A 21,392-nucleotide genomic window follows, 5' to 3' on the forward strand; every position below is an offset into this window, starting at 1 on the left:
CACGTCGCTTTGTTGCGCCAGCAGCTCATCGGGGTCGGGCCCCGGGGGCGGTCGCCCGCCCCCGGAGGCTCGACGTCACACTTCCTCGACCGAGCTCGGCTCGCGCCGGGACAGGTCGATGCCCAGCTCCTCGGCGGCCCGGAACACCTCGTCGTCGGTCTCGCGCATCTCGAGGGCCACGCCGTCGCTGGAGAGCACCTCGACGTTGAGGCACAGCGACTGCAGCTCCTTGAGCAGCACCTTGAACGACTCCGGGATGCCCGGCTCCGGGATGTTCTCGCCCTTGACGATGGCCTCGTAGACCTTCACCCGGCCGAGAACGTCGTCGGACTTGATCGTCAGCAGCTCCTGCAGGGCGTACGCGGCGCCGTACGCCTGCATCGCCCAGCACTCCATCTCACCGAAGCGCTGACCACCGAACTGCGCCTTACCACCCAGCGGCTGCTGCGTGATCATCGAGTACGGACCGGTCGACCGAGCGTGGATCTTGTCGTCGACCAGGTGGTTGAGCTTCAGGATGTAGATGTAGCCGACCGCGATCGGGTCCGGCAGCGGCTCACCGGAGCGGCCGTCGAACAGCCGCGCCTTGCCGCTGCGGCCGATCAGCTGCTGGCCGTCGCGGTTGGGCAGCGTCGACTCGAGCAGACCGGCGATCTCCTCCTCGCGGGCACCGTCGAAGACCGGGGTGGCCACGTTGGTGTCCGGCTCGGACTCGTCGGCGCCGATCGCCTGGAGCTGCCGCTTCCACTCGGCGTCCTCGCCCTCGATCTTCCAGCCGGTCTTGGCCACCCAGCCGAGGTGCGTCTCCAGCACCTGGCCGATGTTCATCCGGCTCGGCACACCCAGCGGGTTGAGCACGATGTCGACCGGGGTGCCGTCCTCGAGGAACGGCATGTCCTCGATCGGGAGGATCTTGGAGATGACGCCCTTGTTGCCGTGACGGCCGGCGAGCTTGTCGCCGTCCTGGATCTTCCGCTTCTGGGCGACGTAGACCCGGACCAGCTCGTTGACGCCCGGAGGCAGCTCGTCGCCGTCCTCGCGGGAGAAGGTACGCACGCCGATGACCGTGCCGGTCTCACCGTGCGGCACCTTCAGCGAGGTGTCCCGGACCTCGCGCGCCTTCTCGCCGAAGATCGCGCGGAGCAGCCGCTCCTCCGGGGTCAGCTCGGTCTCACCCTTCGGGGTGACCTTGCCGACCAGGATGTCGCCGGGGACGACCTCGGCGCCGATCCGGATGATGCCGCGCTCGTCGAGGTCGGCGAGCATCTCCTCGCTGACGTTCGGGATGTCGCGGGTGATCTCCTCCGGGCCGAGCTTGGTGTCCCGGGCGTCGACCTCGTGCTCCTCGATGTGGATCGAGGTGAGCACGTCCTGCTGCACGAGGCGCTGCGACAGGATGATCGCGTCCTCGTAGTTGTGGCCCTCCCAGGTCATGAACGCCACGAGCAGGTTGCGCCCGAGCGCCATCTCGCCCTCGTCGGTGCACGGGCCGTCGGCGATGACCTGGCCGGCCTCGACGCGGTCGCCCTCGAAGACGACCGGCTTCTGGTTGACGCAGGAGCCGGCGTTGGAGCGGCGGAACTTGTGCAGCAGGTACGTCCGGCGGTGGCCGTCGTCCTGGTGGACGGTGATGTAGTCGGCGCAGAGGTCCTCGACGACACCGCCGACCTCGGCGACCACCACGTCACCGGCGTCCACGGCCGCCCGGTACTCCATGCCGGTGCCGACCAGCGGCGCCTCGGCCTTGACCAGCGGCACCGCCTGGCGCTGCATGTTCGCGCCCATGAGCGCCCGGTTGGCGTCGTCGTGCTCGAGGAACGGGATCATCGCCGTCGCGACCGAGGTCATCTGCCGCGGCGACACGTCCATGTAGTCCACGGCCTCCGGCGGGACGTCCTCCGTCTCGCCGCCCTTACGGCGGACCAGGACGCGGTCCTCGGCGAACGAGCCGTCGGACTTCAGCGGCGCGTTGGCCTGCGCCTTGACGTACCGGTCCTCCTCGTCCGCGGTCAGGTAGTCGATCTGGTCGGTGACCCGACCGTCGACGACCTTCCGGTACGGCGTCTCGATGAAGCCGAACGGGTTGACCCGGGCGAAGGTGGAGAGCGCGCCGATCAGACCGATGTTCGGGCCTTCCGGCGTCTCGATCGGGCACATCCGGCCGTAGTGGGACGGGTGCACGTCACGGACCTCGAAGCCGGCCCGCTCCCGGGACAGACCACCCGGGCCGAGCGCGCTCAGCCGGCGCCGGTGGGTCAGGCCCGCCAGCGGGTTGGTCTGGTCCATGAACTGGGACAGCTGCGACGTGCCGAAGAACTCCTTGATCGCCGCCACGACCGGGCGGATGTTGATCAGGGTCTGCGGCGTGATCGCCTCGACGTCCTGGGTGGTCATCCGCTCCCGGACGACCCGCTCCATGCGGGACAGGCCGACCCGGACCTGGTTCTGGATCAGCTCGCCCACCGTGCGCAGGCGCCGGTTGCCGAAGTGGTCGATGTCGTCGGCCTCGTAGCCGTCCTCACCGGCGTGCAGCCGGCACAGGTACTCCACGGTGGCGACGATGTCGTCCTCGGTCAGCGTGCCGGTGGTGATCGGCACGTCGATGTTGAGCTTCTTGTTGAACTTGTACCGGCCGACCTTGGCCAGGTCGTACCGCTTCGGGTTGAAGAAGAGGTTGTCGAGCAGGGTCTGCGCGTTCTCACGCGTCGGCGGCTCGCCGGGGCGCAGCTTGCGGTAGATGTCGAGCAGCGCCTCGTCCTGGCCGGCGATGTGGTCCTTCTCGAGCGTGGTCATCATGAGCTCGGACCAGCCGAAGCGCTCACGGATCTGCTCGTTGGACCAACCGATGGCCTTGAGCAGGACCGTGACGGCCTGCCGGCGCTTGCGGTCGATGCGGACGCCGACCGTGTCGCGCTTGTCGATGTCGAACTCCAGCCAGGCACCCCGGCTCGGGATGACCTTGACGCTGGAGAGGTCGCGGTCGGAGGTCTTGTCCGGCTGCTTGTCGAAGTAGACGCCCGGGGACCGGACGAGCTGGCTCACCACGACGCGCTCGGTGCCGTTGATGATGAAGGTGCCCTTCGGCGTCATCATCGGGAAGTCACCCATGAACACCGTCTGGCTCTTGATCTCGCCAGTGGTGTTGTTGGTGAACTCCGCGGTCACGAAGAGCGGGGCGCAGTACGTGAGGTCCTTCTCCTTGCACTCCTCGATCGAGGCCTTGACCTCGTCGAAGCGCGGGGACGAGAAGGAGAGCGACATGGTGCCGGAGAAGTCCTCAATGGGACTGATCTCGTCGAGGATCTCCGCGAGACCCGAGCGTGCGTGCGGGTCGTCCGCCGACCGGCCCTGCCAGGCCTCGTTGCCGATCAGCCAGTCGAAGGACTCGGTCTGGATGGCGAGGAGGTTGGGGACCTCGAGGTGTTCGGTGATCCTGCCGAAAGAAACTCGGCGGGGAGCGAATGCGCTCGACGTACGACTGGTCTTCGCAGGGCGGGAAGCTGCCAAGATGCGTCCTTCCGAGGACCGGTGCTGCAGAACGGCTGGTACGCGTGCACTCCAATGACCCCACCAGAAATATCCGGAAACGGACATTTCCGAGCAGGGGTCAAGTCGGAAGGCAGCGCAAACTAGCAGTGTAGCCGAGAGGCTAACCGCTGTCCAGCCCACCCCCACAGGTCATTGCGGAACGTGCTCCGGGACCCCGGAAACCGGGTCGACCGGGCCGCTCGGAACGCAATGTTCCCGCTGGGCCGCTCGGGTGCCGCGGACGATGGTGCCGCCGCTGCAATACCCGCCTGGTGGCCGTCGCAAGCGCGGAAGGTCTTGCTGGTGTCAGCGTGCCTGGCAGCCCGGTGCCGCGTCAAGGCCCGGCCTCCGGGTCGCCGCGTCTTTCCCGCCCGTCCGGCCCGGCGACCCGTCGCACGCCGACCCCGCCCTGCGCGTGGACGCCCAGCTCACGCGCGCTGCCGCCGGGGTCACCAACGCGGCGGGCGGCGACCCGCTGTCGGATCGCCGCCCGCTGTGGCGCGGTGTGTGCCCCGGCTCACGTGAGCCGGACACGCGCAGGTGGAGCCTCAGGTCACTTGAGGGTGACCTTGGCGCCCTCACCCTCGAGCTTGGCCTTGGCCTTGTCGGCGGTCTCCTTGTTGACCTTCTCCAGGACCGGCTTCGGCGCGCCCTCGACCAGGTCCTTGGCCTCCTTGAGGCCCAGGCCGGTCAGCTCACGCACGACCTTGATGACCTGGATCTTCTTGCCACCGTCGGCGTCGAGGATGACGTCGAACTCGTCCTTCTCCTCCTCGGCCGGGGCGGCGGCACCGCCGGCGGCCGGGGCACCCGCGGCCACGGCGACCGGGGCGGCGGCGGTGACCTCGAAGGTCTCCTCGAACTGCTTCACGAACTCGGAGAGCTCGATCAGCGTCATCTCCTTGAACGCGTCGAGCAGCTCTTCGGTGCTGAGCTTCGCCATGTCTGGCGTCCTTTCCAACTTGAGTTACTAAGACTGAACGGGCACCGGGAGGCCTCAGGCCGCCTCGGCGCCCTCCTTCTCGCGCTTCTCCGCCAGGGCGGCCGCCGCACGGGCGGCCTTGGAGAGCGGGGCCTGGAACAGGGCCGCGGCCTTGCTCAGGTTGCCCTTCATGGCGCCGGCCAGCTTGGCCAGCAGCACCTCGCGGGACTCCAGGTCGGCGAGCTTCGTGACCTCGGCCGCGGAAATGGCCTTGCCCTCGAAGACGCCGCCCTTGATGACGAGCTTCGGGTTGGCCTTCGCGAAGTCGCGAAGCCCCTTCGCCGCCTCGACGACGTCGCCCGAAACGAAAGTCAGCGCGGTAGGACCGGTGAACAGCTCGTCGAGGCCGGAGATGCCTGCCTCGGACGCGGCACGCTTGGCCAGCGTGTTCTTCGCGACCGTGTAGGTGGTCTCCTTGCCGAGCGAGCGTCGCAGCTGCGTGAGCTGGGAAACCGTCAGACCGCGGTACTCGGTCAGCACCGTGGCGCCCGCGTTGCGGAAGCTCTCGGTCAGCTCGGCGACGGCCGTGGCCTTGTCGGCCCGGATCGGCTTGTCCGCCATGTCCCTCCTCTCTCGTTGCTCGAGGCTGGTCGCCGTCGGGAACGGGCGCTCACGACGGCGGCTCAGGAAGCGCGACAACGAGAAAAGCCCCGGCGCGGGGCGCACGGGGCGAGGGCCGGCGACGCGGGCACGGTCGGCGGGCCGTGCTGCACTGCCGATTTTCGCTTGCCGCCCTGCGCGGGTCGCCCGTCGTCGCGGGACCTTCGACCGTGCCGAGGCACGGTGACCAGCGGTCTCTGGGTGGAACTTCGCGCCAAGGTTACGCGACCCGCACCGGAAGCGCCAAATCGCCCCCGTGCTGTGCGCCGGCTCACATGCGCGACCGGCGCCACCAGACGTAGCCGGCCAGGGCCACGGCGCTCCAGGCCATCGCCCAGACGGTGAGCAGCGCCGCGGTCGTCGCCGGGAGCGCCCCGGCAGTGGCTCGGGCGGTCGCCATGATCGGGGGCGCCAGCCAGGGCACCGCCGAGCCGCTCAGGCCGAGCACGACCGCGCCGACCCCGCCGAGGGCCAGCACCGCGACGCCGTACCCGGCACTGCCCGTGCAGGCGCGGCTCGCGAGCGCCCCGAGCAGCACCGCCGGGGGTACGGCCAGCAGGTGCGCCCAGAGCCCGAGGAGCAGACCGACGGCGATCGACCGGTCGCCCGGCTCGACCGGGCCGGTGACACCGCCGACCAGCCACGGGAAGACCAGCGCGACGGCGACCGTGCCGAGTGCCGCCACCACGGCGGCGAGCAGCCCGGCGATCCGCTCGCGCCGGGCGCCGACCGTCACCTGGGCGAGCCGACGCTGCCCGTCCGGCTCCGCGTCCAGCAGCACCTTGGTCTGCCAGGCGAGCACCGGGAACAGGACCACCGCCGAGACGCCGTACGCCTCACCGGCCTGTGCCCGCCCGCCGCCGTAGAGGGTGCCGAGGACGACCAGCCCGGCGAGCAGCGGCGCCACCGCCCGCCCGGTACGCAGGAACCCGGCCAGCCGGAGCCGGAGCAGCGCGGTCACCGGACCACCTCGTCCGCCGGATCCGCCGGGCGGGCACCCGGCACGGGCTCCCGGACGTCGGGGCGCCCCCCATCCGGCGGCACGGGGTCGTCCGGCGGCTCACCGCCGGGGCGTACGCCCAGCACCCGGTGGCCCTCGGCCCGCAGGCGGGCGACGGTGCCGGCCACCCGCGCGGCGGCCACCTCCACCTCGACCACGGCGAACCCGGCTCCCCCGCTCGGCGCCTCCTCGGTCACCAGGCCGTCGGCCACCGTCCACCGGCGCGCGCCGGGCAGCCGGGCGACCTCACCCCGGTGGTCGCTGACCAGCACCGACCCGCCGGCCGTCAGCACCTCGTCGACGAGTTCGGGGACCAGCTCGCGGGCGGTGGCGTCCAGCCCCTCCCACGGCTCGTCGAGGACGAGCAGGCCGGGTCGGCGGAGCATGGCCTGGGCCAGGCCGACCTTCTGGGCCGTCCCCTTCGACAGCTCGGGCAGGCGGACCCCGCGGAACCGGGCGAGGCCGAGCCGCTCGACCCAGGTGTCCACGGCGCGGCCGGCCTCGGACGGGGGCAGCCCGGCCATCCGGCCCATCGCGGTGAGGTAGTGCGCCACCGTGAAGGGCTGGTCGGCGGGGAACCGCTCGGGAACCCAACCGACCCGGGCCGGCCGCCCCGTCACCCGCCCCCGGCCCGGCCGGATCACCCCGGCGGCCACCTGGAGCAGGGTCGACTTCCCGACCCCGTTACGGCCGAGCACGACCGCCACCTCGCCCGCACCGAGTTCCGCGTCCGCACCCCGCAGCACCCACGACCCCCGCCGGTGGTACCGCAGCCAGACGTTCTCCAGCCGCATGCGACGAGCCTGCCACATCACAGACGCGACAGGGCGCCGCCACGGTCGTGGCGGCGCCCTGTGACGCGGGAGGGGCTCAGCTCTCGGCCGAGGCCTCCTGGAGGTTCTTCACCACGTTCGGGTCGACCGGGACGCCCGGGCCCATGGTGGTGGTGAGGGTGACCTTCTTGAGGTACTTGCCCTTGGCCGCCGACGGCTTGGCCCGCAGCACCTCGTCCAGCACCGCCGCGTAGTTGTCGATCAGCTGGGCCTCGCTGAACGAGGCCTTGCCGATGATCAGGTGCAGGTTGGAGTGCTTGTCCACCCGGAAGGTGATCTTGCCGCCCTTGATGTCCTGCACCGCCTTGGCGACGTCCATGGTCACCGTGCCGGTCTTCGGGTTCGGCATGAGACCGCGCGGGCCCAGGATCCGCGCGATCCGGCCGATCTTGGCCATCTGGTCCGGCGTGGCGATCGCCGCGTCGAACTCGAGCCACCCGCCCTGGATCCGGGCGACCAGCTCGTCGGTGCCCACCTCGTCGGCACCCGCGGCGGCGGCCTCCTCGGCCTTCGCGCCAGCGGCGAACACGATCACGCGGGCGGTCTTGCCGGTGCCGTGCGGCAGGTTGACCGTGCCGCGGACCATCTGGTCCGCCTTGCGGGGGTCGACGCCGAGGCGCATCGCGACCTCGACCGTGGCGTCGAACTTGACGGAGGTGGTCTCCTTGGCCAGCTTCACGGCCTCGGCGGGGGTGTAGAGCTTGGACCGGTCGATGAGCTCGGCGGCCTTGCGGTAGCTCTTGCTGCGCTGCATGTCTTGGTTACTCCTGTGGTCTCTGGCGGGCCGCGCCGTGTGCGCGCCCTCCCACGATCCGTACGGGTCGGTGCGGGCCGGGATCAGTCGGTGACGGTGATGCCCATCGAGCGGGCGGTACCGGCGATGATCCGCTCGGCGTGGTCGAGGTCGTTGGCGTTGAGGTCGGCCATCTTCCGCTCGGCGATCTCCCGCAGCTGGGCGCGGCTCACCGAGCCGACCTTGTCGCGCTGCGGCACGCCCGAGCCCTTCTGCACGCCGGCGGCCTTGATCAGCAGCCGGGCGGCGGGCGGGGTCTTCAGCACGAAGGTGAAGGACCGGTCCTCGTACACGCTGATCTCGGCGGGGACGATGTCGCCCCGCTGCGACTCGGTCTGCGCGTTGTAGGACTTGCAGAACTCCATGATGTTCACGCCGTGCTGACCGAGCGCGGGGCCGACCGGCGGCGCCGGGGTGGCCTGGCCCGCCGGCAGCTGAAGCGTGAACGTCTTGACGAGCTTCTTCTTCGGAGGCATGTCTCTTCCTGGGGCTTGGAACTGGGATTGGTGCTCGCTGGCACCGCCCTGCGGGCGCGCACGGTCAGCGCGGCGCGAGGCAGCGACGTTCAAGGGTAGCGCAGGCCCGGTTCCGCCCGACCGGCGAGGTCGAGCGGAAACGGCCGCGCCGGCGGCGGGAGGGGTCTCCCACCGCCGGCGGCCGGATCAGATCTTGGCGACCTGGTTGAAGTTCAGCTCGACCGGCGTCTCCCGGCCGAAGATCGACACCAGCACCTTGAGCTTCTGCTGGTCGGCGTTGATCTCGCTGATCGTCGCCGGCAGCGACGCGAAGGCGCCGTCGGTGACGGTGACCGAGTCGCCGACCTCGAAGTCGAGGACCTTGACCTCCGGCTTCGCCTTCTTCTGCTCGGTCTCCACCGCCGGGGCCAGCCACTTGAGCACCTCGTCGAGGGAGAGCGGCGCCGGACGGTCGGCCCGGTCGGTCGCCCCCACGAAGCCGGTGACCCCCGGGGTGTTGCGCACGCAGGAGTAGGACTCGGCGGTCAGCTCCATCCGGACCAGGATGTAGCCCGGGAAGACCTTCGCCTGGACCTGTGACCGCTTGCCGTTCTTGACCTCGACCTCTTCCCGGGTCGGCACCTCGACCTGGTAGATGTAGTCCTCCATGTCGAGGCTCGTGATGCGGGTCTCGAGGTTGGTCTTGACCTTGTTCTCGTAGCCGGCGTAGGAGTGCACCACGTACCAGTCGCCCGGCGCGTAGCGCAGCTTCTGGCGCAGCTCGGCGACCGGGTCGAACTCCTCGTCCGACGGAGCCTCGGTGGTCGGGATTTCCGGGTCGCTGGCGGCCTCGACCGACTCGTCGTTCGCCGCCGTCGCCACCGTGGACTGCTCGTCCGCGGGCTCGGCGGTCTCGTCGTACTCAGGCACGCTCGCTCACTTCCGTCACTATCGGCTGGTACAGCCGCTCAGCTGGGGTTGCCGAAGACCCACAGCACGCCCTTGGCGAAGCCGTAGTCCAGGACAGCCACGATCGTCAGCACCACCGCGACGAAGGTGACCACCACGGCCGTGTAGGTCAGCAACTCCTTGCGGGTCGGCCAGATGACCTTACGCAGTTCGGCCACGACCTCGCGGAAGAACCGGGCGATGCGGCCGAACAGGCCCACCCGGTCGGTCTCCGTCCGGGTCTTCGGCTTGTCCGCCGACTCGGCGCGGGCACGGGACCGCGTCGCGGTGCCGCCGCGGGAAACCGGCTCGTCCGCGCCGGTGGCGTCGTCGTCGACGGTCTCGTCGTGCAGACGATCGTCGCCGGCGTCCTCGCCGCGCCGCTTGCTCTCGGCCACTTCGCCCTCCGTCGCGGGAATCTCGGGTTCGCACGCCCGGGGGCGTGCGCGGCGCTGGTCGCGCCGGCCGGACCAACCGTCCCGCGACGGGCCGCGGCCGGCGGATCGGCCGGCGGCCCGATGCCTCCGAGCCACCCCGCCGATGCCACCACCACGGGCCGTACGCCACCTTCTCGGCGACGCGACCCACGGGAACGGTCAGGCCTGAGGCGCAGGGGTGACAGGACTTGAACCTGCAGCCTGCGGTTTTGGAGACCGCTGCTCTGCCAATTGAGCTACACCCCTGTGCGGCAACGCTCGCCCTGCCCGACCACACGCGGCCGAGCAGGGGTCACTTGCCCCACGGCGGACCAGTGTACGGGTAGGCACCCGACTTTCCCAACCGGTCCACCCCCATCGCGCGTCGGGTCGCGGTCAGCGGGCCGTGCGCACGGTCGCCCGGGCCTGGGAGAGCACCTTCTCGCCCCCGCACGTGGCCGTGATGTCGAGCCGGGTGAGGCCGTCCTCGGTGACCTCGCGGACCACCGCGGTCACCTCGATCTCGGTGCCCTGGTCGTCGTCGGGCACCACGACGGGCCGGGTGAACCGGACGCCGTAGTCGACCACCGCGTCCGGAGCGCCGGCCCACTCGGTCACCGCCCGCCCGACCAGGGCCATGGTGAACATGCCGTGGGCGATCACCCCGGGCAGGCCGACCTTCGTCGCGATCCGGTCGCTCCAGTGGATCGGGTTGAAGTCGCCCGAGGCGCCCGCGTAGCGGACCAGGTCCGCGCGGGTCACCCGGAACGTCCTGGCTGGCAGCTCCACGTCAGGCCTCCCCACGTACGACGAGCTTGGACCAGACCGCCACCACCGGCTCCCCGGCGGCGGTGGTGATGTCGGTGCGGGTGGTCAGGAAGCCGTGCCCGCCCCGCGTGGTGATGTCCTCGATGGTGCTCACGCAGACCAGCTCGTCGCCGGCCACCACCGGCCGGGTGTACGCGAACCGCTGGTCGCCGTGCACCACGCGGCTGTAGTCGACGCCCAGCGCCGGGTCCTCGACGATCTTCTGGGTGGCGGCCATGGTCACCACGAAGGGGAAGGTGGGCGGGGCCACCACGTCGGGGTGGCCGAGCGCCCGGGCGGCCTCGGGGTCGTGGTGGGCCGGATCGGTGGCGCCGATGGCGGTGGCGAACTCGCGGATCTTCTCTCGGCCCACCTGGTAGGGGGCGGTCGGCGGGTACGTCCGGCCGACGTAGGACGGGTCCAGGGACATGCCGCGAAACTACACGCAAAGCGCGATCGCCGATCTGCGCGGTCGGTGGCGGGCGGATGCCGCGCCGGACCGGTCAGATCGGCGATCGGTGAAGCGTACGGGTGGCCGGGCGGTGCCGGCCGGAGGTCAGCGCGTCTCGCGGTGGAGGGTGTGCCGACCGTCCCGGGGGCAGAACTTCTTCAGCTCGATGCGGTCCGGGTCGTTACGGCGGTTCTTGCGCGTGATGTAGTTGCGCTCCTTGCACTCCACACACGCCAAAGTGATCTTCGGCCGGACATCGGTCGCCTTCGCCACGGCGGAGCGCCTTCCTCGCTAACGGTTAGAACTACGGCGCATCAGCGTACGTGCTGATGACGCGGACATGCAAAGTGGGCGCCTGTGGCGCCCCTCCCACTGACCACCGGGAACACGCCCGGAGGACGAGAGTAGCGGTGGCCGGACTTGAACCGGCGACACAGCGATTATGAGCCGCTTGCTCTGCCATCTGAGCTACACCGCCGTGGTGGGTCCAGCTGACCCTCGAGCCCCCTTACGGAATCGAACCGTAGACCTTCTCCTTACCATGGAGACGCTCTGCCGACTGAGCTAAGGGGGCCTGCGCGATCTCCCCGTGGGGCGCGCAGAGGTAAGAGTACACGGCTGCACCCCGCACGCGAAATCGGATCCCCCGCCGTGGCGTCGGCGCAGGTCAGGGCACGACGCGCAGGCGCGGAAGCTCCGCTCCCGAGATCGTTTCGGGGTCCACCTGGGCGCCGAACCAGGCCTCCAGCCGCTCGTACGGCAGCGGCCGGCTGAACAGGAATCCCTGCCCGATCTCGCACCCGATGTCCTGGAGAAGCTCCAGCGTCAGCTCGCTCTCCACGCCCTCGGCCACCACCGCCAGGCCGAACTGCTGCGAGAGCGTCACCACGGCGTTGACGATCGCCAGGTCGCCCGGATCGGTGGCCATCCCCTGCACGAAGGACCGGTCGACCTTCACCTCGTGCACCGGCAGCCGCCGCAGGTGGGCCAGGGACGAGTCACCGGTGCCGAAGTCGTCCACCGACAGCCGTACGCCCAGATCGCGCAGCCGACGCAGGGTGGGCACGGGGCGGTCCGTGCCGTCCAGCACCCCCGCCTCGGTGATCTCCAGGGTGAGCCGCTGCGGCGGCACACCGTACTCGGTGAGCAGGTCCTGGACGCGGTCCGGGAAGTGCTGGTCGGTGAGCGTACGCGGGCTGAGGTTGACGGCCACGGAGAGCGGCTGCTCGGCCTGGGCCCAGTCCCGGCTGCGCCGCAGGCCCTCGCGCAGCACGATCTCGGTGAGGCGGCTGAGCTGGCCGGTGTGCTCGGCCACCGCCACGAAGTCCTCCGGGGCCACGGTGCCGTGCGTCGGATGCTCCCAGCGGGCCAGGCACTCGACGCCCACGAGCCGCCGGTCCCGCAGCGTGACCTTGGGCTGGAAGTAGATCTCCAGCTTCCCCTCGTCCAGCGCCCGGCGCAGGTCGCCGGCGAGCCCGAGCCGGCGCAGCGACCGCGACTCCAGGCCCGGGTTGAAGAGCTGGACGCTGCCCGGCACCGACTTCGCCGCCATGGCGGCCAGGTCGACCCGTTGCAGCAGCGTCGCGGCGTCGCTGCCGTGATCGGGGTGCACGGCGACGCCCACGGCGGTGTCCACGTCCAGGGTGAGCGCGTCGAAGACCATCTCGTCGCGGATCTGCTCGCGCAGCTGGGCGGCCAGGTCCACGGCCGCCTCGGCGCTCTCCAGCCGCATCGTCACCAGGAACTCGTCGCCACCGGCCCGCCCCACGAGTGCGGAGGACGGCGCCGACGCGCGGAGTCGGTCGGCCACCTCGACGAGAACCTTGTCACCGGCGGCGTGGCCGAGCGACTCGTTGACCTGGCGCAGGCCGTCGACGTCGAAGAGGAGCAGCGCCACGACCTCCCCCGGCGCCCGGATCTTCACGGACTCGTCGAGGGCGCTCGTGATCCGCCGCCGGTTGGGCAGCTTGGTCAGCGTGTCGTGGTACGCGTCGTGCCGCAGCCGGTCGACGAGCCGCGAGTTCTCCAGCGCGACAGCGGCGTGCGCGGCCACCGTCTCGAAGACGGGCACGTCGTTGCGGACGAAGTAGTTGCTGTCGCCGAGGCGGTTCGCCACCTCCAGCGTGCCGATGACCGCCTGGCCGGAGCGCAGCGGCAGGACGATCACGTCCTTGATCCGCTGGACGGACAGGTCGGCACGCAGATCGGGGTCGCTGGTCATGCCACGCCCGACGGTGACGGCGCGGCCCTGCGCCCGGGCCCGCTGCCGCACCGAGGCGGGAGTCTTGGCGAGGTCCAGCAGACCGGAGTCGCCGTTGCGCGCGGTCAGCAGCACCTCCGGGTGCCGGCCCTGCGCGGGCAGCCAGAGCGTGGCGTACTCCGCCTGCATCAGCGTCCGCACCCGCCCGAGAAGGGCGTCGGCCAGGGTGCCGTCCTGCCCGCTCTCGGCGATCGCCCGGCTCAGCTCGTACATGTCGGCGAGCGTGCGGTGCTGCCGGAAGAACTGCGCGTACGCGCGATAGACGAGCGCCAGCGCGACGACGAGGGCCGCCAGCAGCACCACGGACCACCACGTCTCCGCGATGAGGATGAGCACGACCATGCCGCTGGCGATGTTGATGGCCGCGGTGAGCAGCGCGAGCGGGGTCTTCCGGATCGCCTCCCGCCCCGCCTGCCAGCCCTGGAGCAGGGTGTGGACCCCCGCCACGGAGACGATGCTGACCAGGTTCACCATGCTGGCCGCCGCGAACAGGATCAGCCAGGTGCCGGGACCGACCCCCTGCACGGGCGGAAGCGCCTGCAGCACCAGCACCGCCAGGGACGACCCGGCCGCGGCCCGGGCGACGTTGAACCAGAACTTGGTGGCGCCCAGCCGGTGGCGATGGTGCGTGATGATGGCCGCGAGCGTGTAGATGACGACGACGGTGAGCGGCCGGAGCAGGTAGAACGCGAGAACCAGCGGGATCTCGGTGAGGGTCACGCCGACGGAGTGACGCCGCACGGTGAAGTTGAGCACCGGCAGCCCGGCGGCCACCATGGCCGCCAGGAGCAGCGCCGCCATCGGCCAGTCACCGAACGGCTCCCGGACGACGAGGGCGACGATCGTCGAACAGACGACGGCGAACAACGCCATCGGCCCGGTGATCAGCCAGGCGTGCTCCGTCGTGCGGGAGCCAGCGCGGCCTTGACCCGCCATGCCGCCCCCCTCACCGGCCCCGCTGGTTCACATCGTGGTGCAGTTGACCCTCGGGTCAGGGAAGCACCGGCGCGTTCCAGATGACGTCCATGTTCCAGATGACGTCCATTGTGTGCACCTGCCCGCCCCAGACGTCGCCTACGAAGACGCCGGCGGCCAGTGCAGCGAGCACCAGGAACGAGCCAAGCAGCCGGCCCCGCTTTCGACCAGACATGTTTGCTCCTGTCGGGGAAGTGTCACAGGGATGGTGGAGGTTCCACGATCGTGCCACACGGCCGGTGACCAGAAAAGCCGTGCGGGCACGGCAGGGCCGTGCCGGTGACGAGGTTCCGCCGATCAGGCCACGACTCCCGCCGAGCAGGGCCAGATCAAGGGCCTGATGTGCCGGGAGCAGGGTTCATCGGGTGCCTGATACGACGTACGGCACATTTCGCCTCCACGGCTCGCCCGACCTTCGAACAGCCGCGTGTGATCACTCTGTGTCACGTCTCGGACTGCCTCGGTCGCCCGCACCGCGACCGGGACATCGACCACCATACCTGCCTGACGCAAGAGGACCAGAGGGACGTCGGGGGCAATTCAGCCATTCCACGCTGGACCCCGCGCCAACCCGACACTGTTCGCCTCCCCGTGTCCGGTCATTCACGGTGTCCGGCACTTCTTCGCGTCTGTCCGGCGCCGTCCCCCGCTCCCCTGGTTCCGCGCGTTCCCGTTGCCCGGCGCCCGGCGTGCCCCGCTCCTGCCCACGTCGGGGCGGGGCATGCCCGGCGTCCCTCCGGGTACCCGCCGGCCGTGACCTTCTCGATCGCCGCACGCTGCCCGCGTACGGGCCAGCTCGGGGTGGGAGCCCTCACGGCCAGACCAGCGGTCGGCAAGCTGGTCGCGCACGTCCACGCCGACGGTGGCGCGGTGGCGACCCAGGCCACCCCCAACCCGTTCCTGGCCTACGACGGCCTGCCGCTGCTCCACGAGGGCCGCTCGCCGCAGGACGTCCTGACCGTGCTGCTGGCCCGGGATCCGGGTCGGGAGGTACGGCAGGTCGGCATGGTCGATCGCGAGGGACGCGCGTACGCCTTCACCGGCTCCCGTGCCCGGCACTGGGCCGGCCACCACACCGGGCCGGGTTACGCGGCGCAGGGCAACCGGCTGGTGGGCCCCGAGACCCTCGCGGAGATCGTCCGAGTGTTCGAGGAGAGCCGGGAACTCGACCTGGCCGAGCGGCTCGTGCTGGCCATCGAGGCCGGCGAGGAGGCCGGCGGTGACCGGCAGGGCGCACGGTCGGCGACCGTCACGGTGATCGGCGACGAGCCGTACCCGATCTGGGACGTGCGGGTCGACGACGCCGAGCATCCGGCGGCGGAACTGCGCCGGCTGCACGGCGTCTTCCGGGAGGAGGTGCTGCCGACCATCGAGCGGCTGCCCACCCGCGAGGACCCGATGGGCGAGGCCGCCCGGCAGGCGCTGGCGTAGCCGGGCGTCCCCGCTGGCGAAGCCGACGCGGTCCCGCGTCCGCTGCCGGGGCTCCGGCCGCGCTACCGCCCGGCAACCGTCTCCGGTCGGGCGCCGGGGGGCGCCGGCTCGCGGTCAGGCGCCGGCGCGACGTCCCGCCGGCGCGGTAGCAGCAGCGGGCTCGCCAGGATCAGCAACCCCGCGACCGTGATGGCGGTACGTGGGCTGGTGGCCGCGGCGAGCAGACCGCCGAGGGCGCTGAGGACGGCGATGGCGGCGCTGCTGCTGATCGACCAGGCCGTCAGGGTGCGGACGACGCGGTCCCGGGGCGTGTTCTCGAGCCGGTAGGTGGCCAGCACCGGGTTGTACAGGCTCATGTTGACGATGATCGCGAACTCGACGGCGACCACCGTCACGAGGCCGACGACTCCAGGTTGGACGAAGGCGAGGCCGATCAGCCAGACCGCCCGCAGCGCGCCGACCGTCCGCAGCGTCCGGTGCCGGCCGTGCCGCGCCACTACCCGGCGGGCGAGGCGTGAGCCGATCAGCCCACCGACGCAGGGAAGGGCGAAGGCGAGGCTGTACTGCCACGGTGGAAACCCGAGTTCACGGAGCAGGAGTACGGCCAGCAACGGCTCGGTGGCCATGATGAGTCCGCTGACGAGCAGCTGGTTGAGGTAGAGCGCCCGCAGGCCGGGATGGGTCAGGAGGTGCCGCCAACCGTCGAGCAACTCACCGACCCGGACCCGGCTCGTCCCGGTGCGCCGCGGCCGGTCCTCCCTGCCCCGGATCGCGGCGATGCCCAGGGCGGAGAACAGGTAGCTGAACGCGTCCGCCAGCACGGTCGTCACCGGCCCGAACAGGCCGATGGCCGCGCCGCCCAGCGGTGGCCCGACCGCGATGGAACTCCACGTCGTCGACTCGAACCGGGCGTTGGCCACGAGCAGGTCGTCCCGACGGACGAGCGTCTTGAGGTACGCGCCGCTGGCCGCGTTGAAGGCGATCTTGGCGGCGGCGACCACCGCCGAGACGACCAGCAACTGGACGAAACCGAGCAGCCCGAACGCGTACGCGATCGGGACCGTCATCATGACCGCGAACCGGACCACGTCCATCGCGATCATCACCGGCCGATTGCGGCGGAACTCCACCCACGGCGCGAGCGGCACCGCGATGAGCGCGCCCACCGCCGGCCCCACCGCCGACAACGCGGACACCTGAGCGGGACTGGCGTCCAACAGCAGCACGGCGATCAGCGGCAGGGCGCCGAACCCCAGCCCGGAGCCGTACGCGCTGACGGCGTAGGCCGCCCACAACCACCCGAACTGCCGGCCCAGGGACCTCCTCGCCACCACAGCTCCGCCTCCCCGTACCGGCGCTCCCCCGGCGCTCCCCCGTGAACGGCAGCGATCGAAGCAAGGTCGCGGAGGCGGGATCAAACAACCGGACCGGCGGCGCGCCACAACCGCGCGTTGTACGCCCTGGCCAGCGGCCTTGGTCGACTCGATGGCCTCGGCAATCACGGCCTCCTTGCCGGTAGCCCGGACACGTCTGCGAAACCGCCATCCGAGATCGAGCGGGGACCGAGTGGGCTCACGAAAGAAGCCCCTGACCAGCGTTCTCGCTGGTCAGGGGCTTCTTTGTGCACCTGGTGGCGGGTAGAGGATTCGAACCTCTGTAGCTTTCGCGACGGATTTACAGTCCGCTCCCATTGGCCGCTCGGGCAACCCGCCAGGGCGTATCACCGCGTCGGGGACGCGGCGACGGATGCAAGGATAGCGGCTCCCCCCGCCGCCGGTGCAACCGGGTACGGTCAGGGGGTCGTACCGCTGGTCAGCGGGCGACGGCACGCCAGAAACCGCCGGACAGCAGGAGCATGAGCATGGCAGCGAACCCGTCGTTCGACATCGTGAGCAAGGTCGACCGGCAGGAGGTCGACAACGCCCTCCGCCAGGCGGAGAAGGAGCTCGCGACGCGGTTCGACTTCCGGGGGACGGGCGCCGAGATCTCCTGGTCGGGCGAGGAGGCGGTCTCCCTCCAGGCCGAGACCGAGGAGCGCGTCCGGGCCGCGCTGGAGGTCTTCAAGGAGAAGCTGGTCAAGCGCAACATCTCGCTGAAGTCGCTGGACGCGGGTGACCCGCGGTCCTCCGGCAAGGTGTTCAAGATCGACTGCAAGATCATCCAGGGCATCGACTCGGACAAGGCGAAGGCGATCAGCAAGAAGATCCGCGACGAGGGCCCGAAGGGCGTCCAGGCGCAGATCCAGGGCGACCAGCTCCGCGTCACCGGCAAGAAGAAGGACGACCTCCAGGCCGTGATCGCGATGCTCAAGGGCGAGGACTTCGGCGTCGCCCTCCAGTTCACCAACTACCGGTAAAGCCGTCGCCGTCGTGGCCGGCCGGGGGCCTGTCACGGCAGATGTCGTCGCCGCTGGTCGTCGTACGTCACGTCTGTCCAGTGTCCGACCTGGCGGCGGCCTGGCCGAACCGCGTCCCGCAGCCCGTCCGCCGATCGAACCGGCCACGCCGGCGTGCGGGCGCCAGCCCACACGCCGGCCGTGCCGACGCCGACCCAGGTCACCGGACAGACGTGCGCACCCGGGCGTTCACCGTCGTCGCCGATACCGGGACGGCCCTGACCTGTCGCGCATCATGACCGACCGCGCGCGGACGGCCGCATGGTGCAGTCCGCGGCGGGGCCACCGCGCATCCCGTCCGGGCTGCGGCCAACGGCGCGCGCTCAGGAGCAGAGGCCGAACTGTGCTGGTGTGGTCGCGGGACGCGCGGGCGACCAGGGGCGTGGTGTCGAGGGACTCGCCGCCGGCGGTGACGCGGAACGTCCCGAGGTCGGGACAGCGGTGGGCGCAGCCGAGTGCGAGCAGGGGAAGCCGCGTGCGCCCGACGGTCCCGGGCAGCACGATACGAGGACGCGTAGACATGATCTTCTCCGAAGGGCCTGACGGAAGGCATGGGAAACGAACCGACGGCGACGTCGGCGACCGATGCGCGGGCACGGTGTCAGGTCTACGAAGCAGGCGGCGTCACGCGGGGTGAAGTCCTCTCGGGAGGGCGTCGGAGAAGAAGATCCAGCTCACGGTAGGGCGGAACGAGCCGCGGCGGCCACCGGTTTAGTCCGCCGCCGCGCATCTGACGGCCCGTCGGGCCTCGCTGCCGTCACCGCAGGTCGGGCAGCCCACTGGATCACCGCCCGGACGTATCGTGGAGGCGCCGGGGAAGGGGGCGCCCGTGATCCCGACGTTGATCCTGTTCGGCCTCGTGGCCGGTCGCTGGTGGCGGCTGTCGCTCGCCGCCGCCGCGCTGCTCTGGCCCGTCCTGCTCGTCGCGACCGGGGCCATGGGCCTCGAACCGGGGCTGCTCGGCGCGTCGGCTCTCGCGCTCGCCAACACGGCCGTGGGCGTCGGTGTCCACCAGGCCCTCCGCTGGGTGGTCCGGGGCGTGCGCCGCCGACCGGCGTCGGGCACCTGACGACACCAGCACCGCCGCGACCGCCGTCAGCGGTTGAAGATCAGCAGCAGCACCACCGTGAGGAGCGCGCTGATCAGCAGCGAGCCCAGGCATCCGACCCGGTTCGAGAAGAAGACGAACACGCCCGAGGGAGTACCCGACCCCGCCCGGGCCAACCGTCAGGCGGGAATGGGCTCCTCGACGCGTACGGCTCGGGCCTCCGCGCGGGCGATGGGCCCGGCGGGCAGCGCGGCGACCCCGGCCCCGACGGCGACCGCGGCGCCGGCGAAGAGGAACGCCCACGGCACGCCGCCGGCGTGGTCGACGATCACGCCGGCCACCGCACCGCCGGCCGCGCTCGCCGCCACGGACATGGTCACGACCCAGGTGTACGCCTCGTTCAGCATGCCGGCCGGGGCGATCCGCCCGACCAGGGTGTTCTCCAGCGTCAGCGCGGGCGCGATGGTCGCCCCGCCGACGATCAGCGCGGCGCCCAGCGCCAGCGGGTTGGGCATCACGGCGAAGACCACGAAGGTGCCCGCGAGCGCGGCGAGCAGCCGGGCGAACTGCCGGGTCATGTTGACGGCCGGCTTGCGTACGCCGAACCAGAACCCGCCGACCGCGCTGCCCACGCCCCAGACGGCCAGCAGGATGCCGGCGAGACTCTCCGCGTCGTCGGCGCGGTAGTTGCCGGCGAACGCCGGCACGATGACGCCGGCGGCGCCGAACGCGATGCCGAGACCGGCCACGCAGACGAGCAGGGCCGGGAAGCCGGCGACCCGCAGCGGGCCGAGCCCGCGGGCCTGGTGCTCGCGGGGGTGCGGCCGCCAGCCGCGCATCACCCGGCCGACGGCGACCGCCAGGGTGCCGACGAGCGTGACGAGCGCGGCGCCCAGCAGGGCGGCGGTCGCGTCGGCGACCAGGACGAAGCCGGCAACCAGCAGCGGACCGAGCACGAAGACGATCTCGAACAGCGAGGTCTCCGCCGCGAGCGCGGTGTTGCGCAGGTGGTACCGGCCGGACGCCGGGGACGTGAGGTCGTTCCAGGCGCCGCGGATCGCGGCCGTCAGCGGTGGGTAGGTGGCGCCGGCCACGGCGGCCGCCACGTAGATCGTCACGAGGCCGTCGGCGTGGCTGGCCAGCAGCAGCCCGACGAGGGCCAGCGGGTGGGCGACGGCGGTGACGACCAGCACCGGGCTGGGGCCGATCCGGTCGGCGACGCGCCCGGCGACGGGGCTCAGCGCGGCGCCGGCCACGGCGTAGATGCCGCCCGCCACGGCCGCGAGCGAGTACCGCCCCGTCACCTGTTCGACCACCAGCAGCAGCGCCAGCGGTGTCATGCCGATCCCGAGCCGACCGATGATGCCGGTCACCAGCAGCATCGGTGCGCCAGGAATCCGCCAGACGCCCAGATACTGGCGCAGCGCGGCCACACGAACCTCCCGGGTGTAATGAGCGTGAGCTGCTTTCGACCCTAACGGTCGGGGCGCGTCCGGATGAAGCGGTTATTGCGGGCGACACAGCACCGCGCCCGGCACCGAGCGGTGCCGGGCGCGGTGGGACGGTCCGGGGTCAGCGCAGGTACTGGATCGGGCCGGTGTTGGCGGCCATCCGCTCCAGCCGGGCGACCCGGTCCTCCATCCGCGGGTGGGTGGAGAACAGCGCCGCGATGCCGCCACCCCGGAACGGGTTGGCGATCATGAGGTGCGCGGCGCTCGTCAGGTTGCCCTGTGCCGGCAGCGGGCGTCGGCTCGCCACGGCCTCGATCTTGCGCAGCGCGCTGGCCAGGGCCAGCGGGTCGCGGGTGAGCTGGGCGCCGGAGGCGTCCGCCTGGAACTCCCGGCTGCGGCTGATCGCCAGCTGGATGATCGTCGCGGCGATCGGGCCCAGGATGATCGTGAGCAGCAGCACGGCCGGGTTCGGGGCGTCCTCGTCGTCCCCGCCGGCCAGCGGGATGAACCACGCGATGTTCGCCAGCGTGGTGATGATGCCGGCCAGGCCGGCGGCCACGCTGGAGATGAGGATGTCCCGGTTGTAGACGTGGGACAGCTCGTGCCCGATCACACCGCGCAGCTCACGGTAGTCGAGGATCTCGGTGATGCCCTGCGTGACGCAGACCGCCGCGTGCTGCGGGTTACGTCCCGTCGCGAACGCGTTGGGCTGCGAGGTCGGGCTGACGTACAGCCGCGGCATCGGCTGCCGGGCCTCGGTCGCCAGTTCACGGACCATCCGGTACAGCTCGGGGAACTGTGCCTCGCTGACCGGTTGCGCCCGCATCGCCCGCAGGGCGAGCTTGTCGGAGTAGAAGTAGCTGATGCCGTTCATCAACAGCGAGATGATGACGGCGATGACCAGTCCGCCACTGCCGCCGAACCAGTAGCCCACCGCGAGGATCAGCGCGGTGAGCAGGCCGAGCAACGCGGCGGTCTTGAGACGGTTGTGGTGCACGATCACTCCTTCGGTGCACGGG

At 71.2% G+C, this 21,392-nt stretch carries 20 protein-coding genes and 4 tRNA genes; 3 read left to right on the forward strand and 21 right to left on the reverse strand.

Annotation, left to right across the window (positions count from 1 at the left end; all coding sequences use genetic code 11):
* Positions 1–75 precede the first annotated feature (75 nt).
* From rpoB to D7I43_RS32805, 17 genes are all read right to left on the reverse strand, one after another.
* Positions 76–3,507 carry a DNA-directed RNA polymerase subunit beta gene (gene rpoB / locus D7I43_RS23190; RefSeq protein WP_120330666.1) on the reverse strand — a complete coding sequence of 1,144 codons (3,432 nt, stop codon included), beginning with the start codon at positions 3,505–3,507 and terminating at the stop codon, positions 76–78.
* A gap of 574 nt (positions 3,508–4,081) precedes the next feature.
* Positions 4,082–4,471 carry a 50S ribosomal protein L7/L12 gene (rplL, locus tag D7I43_RS23195; RefSeq protein WP_120330667.1) on the reverse strand — a complete coding sequence of 130 codons (390 nt, stop codon included), beginning with the start codon at positions 4,469–4,471 and terminating at the stop codon, positions 4,082–4,084.
* Between the two features lie 54 nt (positions 4,472–4,525).
* The gene (gene rplJ, locus D7I43_RS23200) at positions 4,526–5,071 is read right to left on the reverse strand and encodes a 50S ribosomal protein L10 (protein WP_120330668.1); all 546 of its coding nucleotides are present in this window, start codon (positions 5,069–5,071) and stop codon (positions 4,526–4,528) included.
* 310 nt (positions 5,072–5,381) lie between these two features.
* A complete protein-coding gene (locus D7I43_RS23205; protein ID WP_120330669.1) occupies positions 5,382–6,071 on the reverse strand; it encodes a hypothetical protein in 690 nt (229 codons plus the stop codon).
* Positions 6,068–6,904, reverse strand: a complete 837-nt coding sequence (locus D7I43_RS23210) for an ATP-binding cassette domain-containing protein (RefSeq protein WP_120330670.1) — start codon at positions 6,902–6,904, stop codon at positions 6,068–6,070. The genes D7I43_RS23205 and D7I43_RS23210 overlap by 4 nt, the downstream gene beginning before the upstream one ends.
* Before the next feature lie 76 nt (positions 6,905–6,980).
* Entirely contained in the window at positions 6,981–7,697 is a 717-nt protein-coding gene (gene rplA / locus D7I43_RS23215; protein ID WP_120330671.1) for a 50S ribosomal protein L1, read from the reverse strand.
* An 83-nt stretch (positions 7,698–7,780) separates the two neighbouring features.
* The gene (gene rplK / locus D7I43_RS23220) at positions 7,781–8,212 is read right to left on the reverse strand and encodes a 50S ribosomal protein L11 (RefSeq protein WP_120330672.1); all 432 of its coding nucleotides are present in this window, start codon (positions 8,210–8,212) and stop codon (positions 7,781–7,783) included.
* 186 nt (positions 8,213–8,398) lie between these two features.
* Complete coding sequence (gene nusG, locus D7I43_RS23225) at positions 8,399–9,121, reverse strand: transcription termination/antitermination protein NusG (protein ID WP_120330673.1); 723 nt, start codon at positions 9,119–9,121, stop codon at positions 8,399–8,401.
* A gap of 38 nt (positions 9,122–9,159) precedes the next feature.
* Complete coding sequence (gene secE, locus D7I43_RS23230; RefSeq protein WP_120330674.1) at positions 9,160–9,537, reverse strand: preprotein translocase subunit SecE; 378 nt, start codon at positions 9,535–9,537, stop codon at positions 9,160–9,162.
* 212 nt (positions 9,538–9,749) lie between these two features.
* Positions 9,750–9,822: transfer RNA gene (locus D7I43_RS23235), tRNA-Trp, on the reverse strand.
* Between the two features lie 129 nt (positions 9,823–9,951).
* A complete protein-coding gene (locus D7I43_RS23240; RefSeq protein WP_120330675.1) occupies positions 9,952–10,344 on the reverse strand; it encodes a MaoC family dehydratase in 393 nt (130 codons plus the stop codon).
* 1 nt (position 10,345) lies between these two features.
* A complete protein-coding gene (locus tag D7I43_RS23245) occupies positions 10,346–10,792 on the reverse strand; it encodes a MaoC family dehydratase N-terminal domain-containing protein (protein ID WP_120330676.1) in 447 nt (148 codons plus the stop codon).
* Positions 10,793–10,918: 126 nt separating this feature from the next.
* Positions 10,919–11,086: a 50S ribosomal protein L33 gene (gene rpmG / locus D7I43_RS23250; protein WP_093403583.1), complete on the reverse strand. Its 168-nt coding sequence runs from the start codon at positions 11,084–11,086 to the stop codon at positions 10,919–10,921.
* A gap of 132 nt (positions 11,087–11,218) precedes the next feature.
* Positions 11,219–11,291 (reverse strand) — tRNA-Met (locus D7I43_RS23255).
* Positions 11,292–11,314: 23 nt separating this feature from the next.
* Positions 11,315–11,387 (reverse strand) — tRNA-Thr (locus D7I43_RS23260).
* A gap of 93 nt (positions 11,388–11,480) precedes the next feature.
* A complete protein-coding gene (locus tag D7I43_RS23265) occupies positions 11,481–14,009 on the reverse strand; it encodes a putative bifunctional diguanylate cyclase/phosphodiesterase (protein ID WP_120330677.1) in 2,529 nt (842 codons plus the stop codon).
* A 55-nt stretch (positions 14,010–14,064) separates the two neighbouring features.
* Positions 14,065–14,223: a hypothetical protein gene (locus D7I43_RS32805; RefSeq protein ID WP_158610137.1), complete on the reverse strand. Its 159-nt coding sequence runs from the start codon at positions 14,221–14,223 to the stop codon at positions 14,065–14,067.
* 578 nt (positions 14,224–14,801) lie between these two features.
* On the opposite strand from D7I43_RS32805, the gene D7I43_RS23270 reads away from it, so the two are divergent.
* Positions 14,802–15,479 carry a DUF1028 domain-containing protein gene (locus D7I43_RS23270; RefSeq protein ID WP_120330678.1) on the forward strand — a complete coding sequence of 226 codons (678 nt, stop codon included), beginning with the start codon at positions 14,802–14,804 and terminating at the stop codon, positions 15,477–15,479.
* A gap of 62 nt (positions 15,480–15,541) precedes the next feature.
* On the opposite strand, the gene D7I43_RS23275 is transcribed toward D7I43_RS23270, so the two are convergent.
* Positions 15,542–16,810 carry an MFS transporter gene (locus D7I43_RS23275; protein WP_120330725.1) on the reverse strand — a complete coding sequence of 423 codons (1,269 nt, stop codon included), beginning with the start codon at positions 16,808–16,810 and terminating at the stop codon, positions 15,542–15,544.
* 297 nt (positions 16,811–17,107) lie between these two features.
* Positions 17,108–17,191 (reverse strand) — tRNA-Tyr (locus D7I43_RS23280).
* A 149-nt stretch (positions 17,192–17,340) separates the two neighbouring features.
* Between D7I43_RS23280 and D7I43_RS23285 the strand changes: the two genes are divergently transcribed.
* Both D7I43_RS23285 and D7I43_RS23290 read left to right on the forward strand, forming a co-directional pair.
* Positions 17,341–17,835 carry a YajQ family cyclic di-GMP-binding protein gene (locus D7I43_RS23285; RefSeq protein ID WP_120330679.1) on the forward strand — a complete coding sequence of 165 codons (495 nt, stop codon included), beginning with the start codon at positions 17,341–17,343 and terminating at the stop codon, positions 17,833–17,835.
* 868 nt (positions 17,836–18,703) lie between these two features.
* Complete coding sequence (locus D7I43_RS23290; RefSeq protein ID WP_120330680.1) at positions 18,704–18,943, forward strand: hypothetical protein; 240 nt, start codon at positions 18,704–18,706, stop codon at positions 18,941–18,943.
* Between the two features lie 158 nt (positions 18,944–19,101).
* On the opposite strand, the gene D7I43_RS23295 is transcribed toward D7I43_RS23290, so the two are convergent.
* Together D7I43_RS23295 and htpX are read right to left on the reverse strand one after the other, a co-directional pair.
* Positions 19,102–20,355, reverse strand: coding sequence for an MFS transporter (locus D7I43_RS23295; protein ID WP_120330681.1), 1,254 nt, complete (start codon positions 20,353–20,355; stop codon positions 19,102–19,104).
* A gap of 139 nt (positions 20,356–20,494) precedes the next feature.
* Positions 20,495–21,370 (reverse strand): zinc metalloprotease HtpX, encoded by an 876-nt coding sequence (gene htpX / locus D7I43_RS23300; protein ID WP_120330726.1) that lies wholly within the window; start codon positions 21,368–21,370, stop codon positions 20,495–20,497.
* Positions 21,371–21,392 lie beyond the last annotated feature (22 nt).

This window comes from Micromonospora globbae, assembly GCF_003610785.1.
Classification (GTDB): domain Bacteria; phylum Actinomycetota; class Actinomycetes; order Mycobacteriales; family Micromonosporaceae; genus Micromonospora; species Micromonospora globbae.